The organism is Acinetobacter lwoffii (assembly GCF_024129595.1).
Classification (GTDB): domain Bacteria; phylum Pseudomonadota; class Gammaproteobacteria; order Pseudomonadales; family Moraxellaceae; genus Acinetobacter; species Acinetobacter lwoffii_O.
The window spans coordinates 88094-99646 of sequence record NZ_JAMXXS010000009.1 but is presented as its reverse complement, the minus strand read 5'-3'; the positions used below and the strand labels follow the sequence as shown (position 1 = coordinate 99646).

Below are 11553 nucleotides of genomic sequence, written 5' to 3'. Positions count from 1 at the left end.
ATAGACGGAAAAGATTCGGTTTACGCATTAACTTAATTGCTGCACTCGTAAACCGGATAAACTTGCAATAATGACTTTCGCAAGAGATCTAGTTATATTTTATTTAATGTCCAGGCTGACAGCATGGATATCAATACTCGCTTCTTGCAGCTTTTTATTCTACCTGTAGCGCCACTTCTACTTAGTATTTACTATGAAATGATGTCGACCAACAGGCAAACCGACAATTTACTGGATACTTATCGTAAAAATCTGACCCATAAAACATTACCTATCAGTACTTATTTCTATACCCAAACTCAAGTTCAGGATATGTTAAATCTGAATCTGATTCCTCAATACGATGAAATTTATATAGAAATTACCAACCACAGTTTATTAAGAGATATGTTGCAGGTGGATGAACTAAAACTGTTGCAACAAAAAATTATCCATGTGCTGGAAAATAAGTTTGAAGTTCCTCACTTTTCCTTTACTGATAGCCGGCTCTCGGTCTTGCGCGTAATTACGATTGCCGATCGAGAATCTACTATTTCCAAACAACTGATTGAAAAAATCAAACAGATTGAACTGATTAAAACAGAGATTACTCATTTACCCCATCATCAGGGCCGACCCTCCTTGGAGGAACGCCTATGAGTCATTTTTTGCATGTCTGCGGTCTGATCATTTCAGTCAATACACTGCCTGACCCGGTACTGAGTTCTTACTATCAACAATATTATCAATGTGAGCTTAAAACAGCCGATCCGGTTCAGCAGCAAGATTCCTCAGATATTAAGCAAATTCCAGCCTATTTCCCAGCTCCTAGGAAGTTATGGCCGATATTTAGCTTTGATCAAATACATTACGAAACTTATCAAAACATGAAAAATCAGGCTATTAAACCGGGTTTAATCATTCCTGAAAATTTCATGAAACCGTCAATCTACTTTCAGATCAAACAGGAGGTTTCGGAAGGTGCTATCCCGATTCTTGATCTAAGCAGTATCGAACCAAAGCGTTTTCGCGGACTTGCGACCCTCGCCACCAGTGCAGGTCTACGTCCCATGGCTGCCTATATACAGGATGGCTGGAATCCGAATCTCAAAACTTTACCTGCGGGACTTTACATTGTTCAGGCCAATCCTGGACAACTGCCTTTACCCGCCCGTTTAATTCAATCGGGTCAGCAACAATTTTACACCGCCTACCCACAAACTGCTTTCAATGGTACCGGAATTATCCTGAATCCTCAGGCGCCACTTGCCGAAAGTGAGATCGCTTATCCTGAATTGGGAATTTCCTGGACCTTTTTAAATACACGCTTTGACAGCCAACTGAACCGGATGCATACCAATCCACTCGGCTATATCTTGCTCTCAGCAGGAATCGTAATCTTGCCATTACATCTGGTGCTCTCGACCCATTACCCTAATTTATTAAGCTTCTGGGGTACCTCTACTTCCTGGGCATCCGTTGTTGTGATCGTTATCTTAATGCTCATCCTCCTGATCACCATGTTATGGCGGAGGTTCAAAAAATCATGAGCATGATCGATATTCTGTTTATTACTGGCTTTATCGGGATCTGGATTCCACAGGCCTTTTGGGCCTGGCTCAGCTTTTCTGCCTGGCGTTATTCGATTCGAGCCAGTCAGGAACTGACCAATTTGCCGATACCTGAACGTTGGCCCATGCTAAGTGTGCTGGTGCCGGCATATAACGAAGCACTGGTGATTGAAGATACCTTACGCTCTCTAGCTGCACAGGATTATCCGGCTGAAAGCTATGAAGTACTGCTGATTAATGATGCCTCTAAAGACAATACCCAGGAAATTGCCGATCGTATGGCAGCCGAATTTCCAGTCATTCGGGTCATCAATGTGCCTAAAGGTCAAGGCGGTAAAGGTAAATCCAGAACTTTGAATAACGGACTCAAACACGCCTGCGGAGAATTGATCGCGGTTTATGATGCGGACAGTACGCCAGAGCCGGATTGTGTGCGACTGATTGCCCAGACCTTGCTGGCAGATTCTAGTCTGGTCGCAGTGAATGGCAAAGTTCGTACCCGCAACTGGAAAGACAGCCCCCTTAGTACCTTTATCGCTATCGAGTTTATCTATTTCCAGTGGATTTTTCAGGGTGGACGCTGGCTGCGTTTCCGTCTTTCCACCCTAATGGGAACCAATTATGTGATCTGGCGAGATGCACTCGATATTCTAGGCGGATTTGACGAAAAATCCTTGGTCGATGACACCGAAATGAGTTACCGGATTTTTCTGGGACATAAACGGATTAAATGGGTGCCTTATGCCGTAGGCTGGCAACAGGATCCGGGTGACCTGAATATTTTTATCAAACAACGCTCGCGTTGGACTCAAGGTAACTTTTATGTAACCCGTAAATATTTAAGAACAGCGCTCCGGCATCCTTTTCCAATCGGAATGGAAATCGGCAACAATATTATGTGTTACATCATTTTTGTGCCAGCCCTCTTCTTAAGTCATATGACGCTGGTGGTTGGTCTACTCGGTATTGATGGCACTACAATTCCCGGTCCTTTTACCTTGCTTTTCATCTTGGCCTTTATTCTTTATCTGGTCCAGATCTGGTTTACCCTCAGTCTGGAAAAAGAAGTGCCTAAACGATTTTACTTCTATGCCTTTATCGCTTATTTCACCTATTCACAAGTATTTCTCCTGATTGTCTTTAAAGCCGCCTGGGACATGTTAAAAGGCAAAATCAAGGGTGAGGGAATTACTTGGTACAAGACAGAACGAAAGAAGGAAAAAAAATGATCATGCACATAAAAACAGCTCCTTTGAGATTAATGTCTTCACTTATCTTGGCATTGTCTAGTGCACCTCTCTATGCGGCCACCTGGAAGCTTGATGATGTAGTTGCACGGCATGTAGAGCAAACTGCACCTTACTTTTTTTATGTTGGAAAAGGTGAAAGCTGGCAGGATGTCCAGTTCAGCAGTCAGTTCGATGTACAGGGTAGCAGTACAGTGATTGTCCGGTATGACAATCAGCTGATTCATCAACAAAATTTGAGTGGTAAAGGCACATTAAATTTTAGCCTCCCCCCTGCCGACAGCGGTTTTCATCGGCTGGATATCAGTATTTTACAAAAACCAGGACCTGGACAAAGTACTGCCAATATTTGTCTTGAATCAAGCAATTTACAGACTACCTTGACTCAACCAAATCTGAGTTACCAATCGCAGCGTAACAGCATGCAGCTGAATCAACTCCCGGATGTCCTGTTCAATAGCCAATTGAACCGCTCAGAACCGGTACAGGCACTGCTAGGTTTTAATACGGCAAATTTCCTGGAAGCCACCATGATGAGTAGGCTGGCAACTGCCTGGAATTTTGCGACACCTGTGCAATGGCGGCTAAATACCACTCCTGAATCAGCACCTGATTTCATGATCAATATTCAGCGTTCGGCCGCAAAATTACCCGCAGCACGGATGAGTCTAAATCAGGTTAACCAGGTACCAAGCCTGACGATTGAATACTCTTCAGAATCCCAATTATTGATGGCCGTCAATGCCCTGCTCAATCAGCAATATCTGGCACAACTAAATACTGCAACAGCGAGTTTAAATGGCCCTGTCGCACGACCAAACTGGGCCAGTGTACGCCGTTTTGAAAGCTTGGCTGATCTGGGCATTTCCGATTTCAAACTAGACAATACTCCCAAAAATATTTCACTGGTCTTTCCTGCTGTTTGGGAAGCTACGGATATTTTAAAGGGTCAGCTTAATTTCCGTTCGCAAAGCGGACTCTTACAAGGCTCGACCTTACAGGTTTGGCTCAATGAAGTACTCGCAGGTAGTACCAGTCTGGCAAAACTGGATTCCAGCCCGGTTGAGCGGCAGTTTGAATTTGTAGGTGCAGATTATCCCTATACCAACAGCTTTAACATGACGGTGAGTAATAACCAGTTAAATAGCAATAATTGTCTACCTAATGCGGGTAATGCCTTATGGATTGATGCTAAAAAATCCAAGCTTAGTCTGCCTTACCAGATGAAACAGGGAGTCATCAGCCTGTCTACAGTTTTTGACAAGACTCCTGAAATTGCCATGAATACGCCTGTAGCCACCCCCATCGCGATCAGCCTAGCTCAAGTTGCCAAGAACATGCTGCTCAGTAATGATCCAATTGGTCTGAATATCACCCAGCTGAATCCAAGTACACCTAAAACCATTAATATCCTGCTGAATGCCCAGCGTTATCAATCCGAATTGCAAAAATACAGTCAGATTCTTTACTTACCTACTACGGCAAATGGTAGTTTGATCACCGTCAGAAACGGGAATTTCTGGATTTATAGCGACAACAACCTCGGGGTAGAAAATTTTTCCCGCTTTTGGCCGCAAATCCAGCAGAAAATCCCGAACAATACTGCGGCCTTGTTTATTTCTGCCCAAGGGCAAATTACCGTACTTAGTCAAACAGCTATAGAAAAAGCAGAAACCCCGATAATTGAACAGATTTCCATGCGAACTATTGCTATTATTCTAGTGATTGTTGCTGCGCTTATTATAGGGCTGCTGTTCTGGCGCAGAACCCGTAAGGCACAAAAAACCAAAGAAGAATAATGATGAAAAAATACCTGATTTTAGGCTTACTGGTGTTACTGGCACTTCCTGCCTTGGCTTTTACTGGCTCTGCGTTTTTTATGGCACGTGCAGATGCTAAAGCGGTAACAGCGCCTAAAATTGAGGGTATTTTCTGGCAGGTTGACCAGATGAGTCACGCCTCCGGTAACTGGCACTTATTAGGCATCGATACCTTAGTCACTCAATGGAGTATTGTAGACGGACGCTCCTTTTTTAAAGAAATCCCCGGAGCCCAATGGCAACATCAGCCGGACTGGAATACGATTACCGAACAACCCTGGTCCAAGCAGGTTATCTTAGGTCTGGCAGGCATTTTTCAGGAACCTGTGGCACGTGAAAATATTGACCAGCTCTTTTTACAATCCCAACAGATTATTAAAACTTCTCTTCCAGTTCAGCCTGCTGCTTATTATTTTCCTGTAGAAGCTGATCCAAGCTGGCATGGAGTTGCCAATCTGGCGCGTTATGTTGCCGAGTTCCAGCGACCAATCTGGATCAGCATTTATAGTGCAGATCGCAAATCACGGTTTTTACATTACTGGCTTGAAAGCTGGTTGCCTGATAATGCCCAAGTTTTTTTTCAGGATGGCGTCGGTGTGGGCACGCGCAGCCCCGAAGAAGCAGCGGTGATTTATCAAAATCTTAAACATCAGGTTGGTGACAAAAGAGTTGTAATTATTCTCGAAGCTTTCCGGCCTAAACCGGGAGGCGGCTTTCGTGCAGCTTATCCTTGGGAAATTGCAAAACAGTTAAAAGCTTATGCTGGAGAGCGTGTCTATATTTTTGATGGTCCACATTATTTAAATAAAGCCAGTGTGCTCTGGCTTTATTTGTGGATGAAAATCAATTACTAAGCTCTGGCTGTTAAATCTTGCAGCATCTGTTCCAAAATACGTTCCGAAGCATGACCATCACCAAATGGATTTTCGACTTCTGCATGTTGTCGATAATAGGCTGAATCATCCATTAGACGAGAAAACTCTTGTACGATTTTGGCCTGGTCGGTACCGACCAGTATTCCACAACCTGCTTCAACCACTTCCGGGCGTTCAGTTACATCCCGCAGTATGAGCACCGGTTTTTGATAGGTGGGGCTTTCTTCCTGAATACCGCCTGAATCAGTCATAATAAAATAGGCTGCACCTAAAACAGCCAGTAAGTCCGGATAATCCAGAGGTTTTAACAAATGTACCTGCGGATGATCCAGAAACTCGCGATAGGCAATTTTATATACCTGCGGATTGAGATGCACAGGCCAGGCAAAATGCAGCTCTGGATAACGGCGACATAGTGTATGGATGGCGGCACAGATATTTTGAATACCTTCACCAAAATTTTCCCGTCGATGCGCGGTCAGCAAGACCAGTTTATCTTGTTCACTTAATTTCAGCCCCATTCGCTCTAACCTTTGCTGAGACTGCTGAGAAGAAGATTGCATTAAATCACGGGCATGATAAATAGCATCAACCACGGTATTACCGGTAATAAAAATCTGCTGGTCTCGAATATTTTCCTGACGCAAATTTTCTGCAGAACGTCGGGTCGGTGCAAAATGCCACTGGGCCAAGCGGGAAACCAGTTGTCGGTTACCTTCTTCCGGAAATGGATGCATCAGATCAAAAGAGCGTAATCCGGCTTCAACATGCGCCAGATGAATATTCAGGTTAAAGGCCACCAGAGCACCTGCAAGTACAGTGGTGGTATCCCCTTGCACTATAATTACATCACATTTCGGCATGTCACGATATACTTGATCGAGTTCGGTCAATGCCTTGCTTAATAGAATATTTAGACTTTTGCCAGGTTGCATGATTTGCAGATGATGATCAATCTTGATTTGGAAAAACTCGATCGCATCCTGTACCAATTCCAGATGCTGACCGGTAAATACCACACTGACTCTAAATCGTGAATCCTGCTGGGCTTTTAAGATGACTGGTGCTAATTTAATCAGTTCAGGGCGAGTACCAAAAATAAAAGAAAGATCAATCGGCATGGTTAAAAGCTCCAGTAATAAGTCAGTTCCACTCGGGTATTATCAAAAGTTCTTTTTCCAGACTCAGGTGCCCCATTTACATATTTGCCATACATCTGTTCAATACGTAGCTTGACCGGGAAGTCTACAGGTTGCCAGGCTATACCCGGTCCCAGCTCTGCCAGGTTGTTATAAAACTCGTTATTGGAGTCATTAATCGTATGTAGCTTCAGATAAGTCTGGATATTGCCTAGATGATCCCGGTTAAAGTTCCAACCGGTACGCAAGCGCAGGTCGCCAATTACATTATAATCTTCACGTGAATAGCTCGCTGCATTGCCATACAGTTCGGCAAAATACTGAGTCTTCTGGGTAACCGGACTATGACTGGTTTCGGAATCATGCCAATACCATTCCTGATAACTGGTCAAACCAAAATTAATACTTTCCCTGAATTTGTCTCGGTTTAAATCGATTAGATCATAACTTCCGCCGAGTTCCAGATATAGATAGAGCGGCCATTCCCAAGGACGGTAATTTGTTCCAACACCGACAATGGCTGCATTCTGGTCAATAATCTCAGGTCGCGCACCGCCGGTAGATTGGGTATCCCTGTTAATGCTGGCAAAGCCATAAATCTGGCCACGGTTCTCTTCTCCCCAATAACGTCCATAACGGAGCTTCAAAGGCAAGATGGCTGTGTCATAACGTCCTTCAAAAGAAGGAGAAAAATAGATATCAGCAAAGGTATTTTGAGTCTGACCACTTGTTGTTCCACTTAAATTGAGTACTGCTTGTTCGGCTTTTGCTGCAGTTTCAGGATTTGAGGAACTTTGCAGTTTTTTAAATATTTCTAAAGCTTCGGGATTACGCTGAGCAGCATTCAACAGATAGGCTTTTTGCAACAACAATTGTTCATCATCTGGCGTTAATTCAAGAGTTCGATCAATATAAATTAAAGCTTCGGGATTATTATTTTTTCGCATTTCCAGATATGTCCAGGTTTTCCAGACTTTTGGATCCTCCGGCGATTTCTGGCTAATTTGCTGCAAAAGATGCGTTGCCTGCTCTGGGTTGTTTTTTTCTATTTGGTAATATTGTTCCCATAACGCATAAATCTCTGAATTATTTTCTGCTCGAGTTTCTGCCTGAATAGAAATACTCAAGAGAAATAAACAAGTACTTGAAATTATGATTAATTTTTTCATTTTAATGAGATATATTGAATATTCTATATCACTATAACAGTTATTTATTTTTCAATTTCTCGTGAGTTAAGCGCGGTTACCAAACTATATATATTCTTTATAAAAAGTAACTTAATTAAAAATTTAGCCTTATTTTTTAAAATATTCCTTTAATAAATGGCTGTTTTAGCTTTAACGTAACTAATCATGATAAAAGTCGTCCCACTATCAATGAATAACCTCAACCCCCACGTAAATCTTAAAATTCTTCCCGCTGTAATTCATTTACCGTTCGCCCCTGCTTTGCAAACCACTGATCACGACGTTCAAACAAGCGTGGCGCCGCCTTATTTACTTGATCAATTAGAGCCTGTAAATCGGCATTGATCAAGCGACCATTTTTAACCACAATTTGTCCCGCCACCATCGTCATCACGACATCTTGGCCTTGAACTGCATGCACTAAATTGGTATGCAAATTAAATAATTTTCCATGATCAATCAACGGTGTCATCCGTGGTGTATCCAATCTAACTGCAATCAGGTCAGCCTGTTTACCAACTTCCAATGAACCAATTTCATCTTGCATACCCAAAGCTTTAGCTCCTGTGACAGTCGCCATTTGGCAGACTGACCAGGCATCCAGAGCAGCCGCATCTAAATTCGAGAACTTTGCTAATAATGACGCCGTTTTCATTTCTTCAAATAGATCCAGGTTATTGTTTTCTTTTTCTCCGTCAGTACCCAAACCCACCGCGACACCTTGACGTAGCATTTCAACCACAGGGGCTGCACCGGAGGCCAATTTCATATCATATTGGAAATCGGATTATGGGCGACACCGACCGCATGCCGCCTTAAAATCTGAATTTCATTTGCATCTGCCCAGACGCAATGTGCCAACAGGGTTTTAGGCAGATCTAGCAAGCCTAGCTTTTGCAGACTTTCAATCGGGCGAATACCTGAACGGCGCAGGTTTTCCTGTACATCAAATTGGCTTTCATTGCTGTGGGTATGAAAACCGGTTTGATAATCCTGACAAAGTTTCTCAATACGGCTTAATGCTGAAGCTTCCGCATAAAACAGGTGCTCTAAACCCACCCAAACCTGAATACGTCCATTCGCCTGCTGATGCCAACGATTGATTAAGGCCTCATTACTTTTTAAGGTTTCAAAATAATTGTGATCCGGATGCTCTGCGACATAAGGCACTAGAACGGCACGAATCCCTAAGGCTTTTGCTGCCTCCGCACTACCCTCCATATAACGCCACATATCGACAATAGTGGTGGTTCCCGACAAAAGTGCCTCGGCATAACACAAATAAGAAGCAATTTTCGCATCTTCGGGTGTCAACACCCGGTGCATGGGGTCAATATACTGCTGTAACCAATCCCAAACCGGTAATCCTTCAGCCGTGCCGCACAATAAACCGGAATGACAATGGGTATTGATCAAGCCCGGCATCAGGATCGTTTGTGGGTAATCCTCAATGAGCCCCTCTGGATAGCATTGAGTTAATTGCGCCAATGTACCCACTGCTTTTATTTGGTCGTCCTCAATCAGTATCGCGCCATTTTTAATGCATTCATTCTGCGCATTCATGGTTAGGACATAGGAAGCTGTTAAAATTTTCATGATTTATACTCAAATCTATTCTATTTATGATGAATGGCTGCGGTTATGGCACGAAGGTTTTGCCTAAAGAAGATGGCAAATTCATTTTGAGTACTTTTTTATTCCGTGAAATCATGACCAGTACCACAATGGTGGCTATATAGGGCAATGCGGCAAGCAGCTCGTTCGGCACCTTGATTCCAAGCGCCTGGGCGTGAAATTGCAAAATGGTTACGCCCCCAAACAGGTAAGCGCCGAGCATTAAACGTGTTGGTTTCCACACCGCAAATACTACCAGTGCAATGGCAATCCAGCCGCGGCCTGCCACCATATTTTCAATCCACATCGGGGTATATACGGTCGATAAAAATGCTCCGCCAACCCCTGCCATTAAACCGCCAAATAGCACTGCGCCATAACGAATCGCCAACACGTGATAACCCATGGCATGCGCACTTTCCGGTGATTCTCCGACTGCTTTAAGCAATAAGCCCAAACGGGTTTTGGCCAAGACAAACCACACCAGAAAGAAGACCAAGATTGACAGATAAACCACATAGTTTTGCTGGAACAAAATCGGACCCAATACTGGAATATCCGCTAATAGTGGAATATTAAAATTAGCCAGACCCGGTAAAGCCATACTGACGTAGTTCTGTCCCAAAAATGCAGAGATACCGAGTCCAAAAATGGTTAAAGCCAAACCGCACGCGGATTGATTGGTACTTAAAGACAAGGTAAAAAAGGCAAAAATCAGGGCCATCAGCATGCCTGCCAGACCACCCATCAATAAGGCACTTAATACACTGGCATCATATTGCGCAGCAAAAGCAAAACCTGCAATTGCACCGACCAGCATCATCCCTTCTACTCCAAGATTAATCACACCTGTCCGCTGTGTGACCAATTCCCCCAGACCTGCGAAAATCAGTGGTGTTGCTGCTGCAACAGTACCTGCAAGAATTGCAGTTATTTCTAAAGCCATATCATGCTTCCTTTTGCTGTAGACAACATTGGGTTAGAGGGTGGTTGCTGTGGACTGAGGGACCGGTGGCACCATTTTTTTGCTAAACCGGTAACGGTTTTCAATTAATGCATCGGAAGCCAACAGGAAAAATAACAGCAGGCCCTGGAAAATACCGGTAACCGCGACCGGAAGCTGCAACTGCATTTGTGCCATTTCGCCGCCCAGATAAATCAGCGCCATGAAACAGCCTGACAGCACAATACCGATGGGGTTTAAACGCCCTAGATAGGCCACGATAATCGCCGCATAGCCATAACCTGGGGACAGGTTCGGATTCAGCTGACCAATAGGTCCAGCCACTTCACAGATTCCGGCAATACCTGCCATCATTCCGGAAATCACCAGACTCATCCAGATAGCTTTGGAGGAAGAAAAACCTGCGTATTTGGCAGCTAAAGGTGCCTGACCGCTGACTTCCAGTTTATAGGCCGTCAGACTTTTACGCATAAAAACCCAGAACAGAAGGACTGCAAAAAAAGTGATAAAAATAGAGGTATTAATGCGTGTGCCTTCTACAATAAATGGCAGCGTTGCACTCTCACTAAAAACCACCGATTGAGGGAAGTTCATCCCTTCCGGATCACGCCAGGGACCATTGACCAGGTATAGCAACACACATACTGCGACATAATTCATCATCAGGGTGGTCAGGGTTTCTTCAGCATTAAAATGGGTTTTCAGTAAGGCAGGAATTGCACCCCAGAGTGCCCCACCAAGTGCGCCCATAACGATCATTAACGGGAGAATCCACCAGCCGATGTGATCATGAAATAAAATCGCAATACCACCGCCAAAAATCGCGCCCATGGTGAGCTGACCTTCAGCACCGATATTGAATAATTTGGCTCGAAATCCGACCGTCAGCCCCAAGGCAATCAGAATCAGAGGTCCGGCTTTGACTGCCAGTTCACTCCAACCATAAGACGATGTCAGCGGTTCAATAAAGAAGATGTACATGGCTTGCGCGGGATTAATCCCCAACATTAAAAACAGAATACTACCGACAATCAGCATGGCTAGCAGCGCAATGAGCGGTGAAAGCCACTTCATGATTTGAGAGGGATGTTCACGCGGTTCCAGTAAGTGCATGTCGCTCTCCTCTCAACCTATATATTTGTTTTTTGGCTATA

The 11553-nt window shown here is 43.9% G+C and carries 9 protein-coding genes and 1 pseudogene; 5 read left to right on the top strand and 5 right to left on the bottom strand.

The genetic code is table 11. From position 1 onward, the window contains the following. Window positions 1-123: 123 nt before the first annotated feature. The 5 genes from NI466_RS06805 to NI466_RS06785 are packed head-to-tail and all read left to right on the top strand — an operon-like array spanning window position 124 to window position 5471. On the top strand, window positions 124-639 hold the full coding sequence (locus tag NI466_RS06805) for a hypothetical protein (protein WP_253173159.1): 516 nt from the start codon (window positions 124-126) through the stop codon (window positions 637-639). Beyond that, complete coding sequence (locus tag NI466_RS06800; RefSeq protein ID WP_247143400.1) at window positions 636-1529, top strand: hypothetical protein; 894 nt, start codon at window positions 636-638, stop codon at window positions 1527-1529. Before NI466_RS06805 ends, NI466_RS06800 begins: the two co-directional genes overlap by 4 nt. Continuing rightward, window positions 1526-2779, top strand: a complete 1254-nt coding sequence (locus tag NI466_RS06795) for a glycosyltransferase family 2 protein (protein ID WP_253173158.1) — start codon at window positions 1526-1528, stop codon at window positions 2777-2779. Before NI466_RS06800 ends, NI466_RS06795 begins: the two co-directional genes overlap by 4 nt. Beyond that, the gene (locus NI466_RS06790) at window positions 2776-4596 is read left to right on the top strand and encodes a hypothetical protein (protein WP_338149393.1); all 1821 of its coding nucleotides are present in this window, start codon (window positions 2776-2778) and stop codon (window positions 4594-4596) included. The genes NI466_RS06795 and NI466_RS06790 overlap by 4 nt, the downstream gene beginning before the upstream one ends. Continuing rightward, window positions 4596-5471, top strand: coding sequence for an alpha-amylase family protein (locus tag NI466_RS06785; protein WP_045796775.1), 876 nt, complete (start codon window positions 4596-4598; stop codon window positions 5469-5471). Before NI466_RS06790 ends, NI466_RS06785 begins: the two co-directional genes overlap by 1 nt. Here the strand turns inward: NI466_RS06785 and wecB are convergent. The 5 genes and pseudogenes from wecB to NI466_RS06760 form a co-directional block, all read right to left on the bottom strand. Then, window positions 5468-6613, bottom strand: a complete 1146-nt coding sequence (gene wecB / locus NI466_RS06780) for a non-hydrolyzing UDP-N-acetylglucosamine 2-epimerase (protein ID WP_253173157.1) — start codon at window positions 6611-6613, stop codon at window positions 5468-5470. The two genes, NI466_RS06785 and wecB, sit on opposite strands and share 4 nt — an antisense overlap. Before the next feature lie 2 nt (window positions 6614-6615). Beyond that, a complete protein-coding gene (locus NI466_RS06775; RefSeq protein ID WP_247143396.1) occupies window positions 6616-7800 on the bottom strand; it encodes a tetratricopeptide repeat protein in 1185 nt (394 codons plus the stop codon). Between the two features lie 238 nt (window positions 7801-8038). Further along, window positions 8039-9417, bottom strand: a pseudogene (locus NI466_RS06770) (amidohydrolase family protein). Window positions 9418-9460: 43 nt separating this feature from the next. Further along, the gene (locus NI466_RS06765; RefSeq protein WP_004729775.1) at window positions 9461-10381 is read right to left on the bottom strand and encodes an ABC transporter permease; all 921 of its coding nucleotides are present in this window, start codon (window positions 10379-10381) and stop codon (window positions 9461-9463) included. A gap of 33 nt (window positions 10382-10414) precedes the next feature. Further along, complete coding sequence (locus tag NI466_RS06760) at window positions 10415-11512, bottom strand: ABC transporter permease (protein WP_253173156.1); 1098 nt, start codon at window positions 11510-11512, stop codon at window positions 10415-10417. Between the last annotated feature and the right edge of the window lie 41 nt (window positions 11513-11553).

What these genes read in the sequence shown, in the direction of transcription:
- NI466_RS06805 (WP_253173159.1), top strand. Translation starts at nt 124, where the DNA reads ATGGATATCAATACTCGCTTCTTGCAGCTTTTTATTCTACCTGTAGCG.
- NI466_RS06800 (WP_247143400.1), top strand. Translation starts at nt 636, where the DNA reads ATGAGTCATTTTTTGCATGTCTGCGGTCTGATCATTTCAGTCAATACA.
- NI466_RS06795 (WP_253173158.1), top strand. Translation starts at nt 1,526, where the DNA reads ATGAGCATGATCGATATTCTGTTTATTACTGGCTTTATCGGGATCTGG.
- NI466_RS06790 (WP_338149393.1), top strand. Translation starts at nt 2,776, where the DNA reads ATGATCATGCACATAAAAACAGCTCCTTTGAGATTAATGTCTTCACTT.
- NI466_RS06785 (WP_045796775.1), top strand. Translation starts at nt 4,596, where the DNA reads ATGATGAAAAAATACCTGATTTTAGGCTTACTGGTGTTACTGGCACTT.
- wecB (WP_253173157.1), bottom strand. Translation starts at nt 6,613, where the DNA reads ATGCCGATTGATCTTTCTTTTATTTTTGGTACTCGCCCTGAACTGATT.
- NI466_RS06775 (WP_247143396.1), bottom strand. Translation starts at nt 7,800, where the DNA reads ATGAAAAAATTAATCATAATTTCAAGTACTTGTTTATTTCTCTTGAGT.
- NI466_RS06765 (WP_004729775.1), bottom strand. Translation starts at nt 10,381, where the DNA reads ATGGCTTTAGAAATAACTGCAATTCTTGCAGGTACTGTTGCAGCAGCA.
- NI466_RS06760 (WP_253173156.1), bottom strand. Translation starts at nt 11,512, where the DNA reads ATGCACTTACTGGAACCGCGTGAACATCCCTCTCAAATCATGAAGTGG.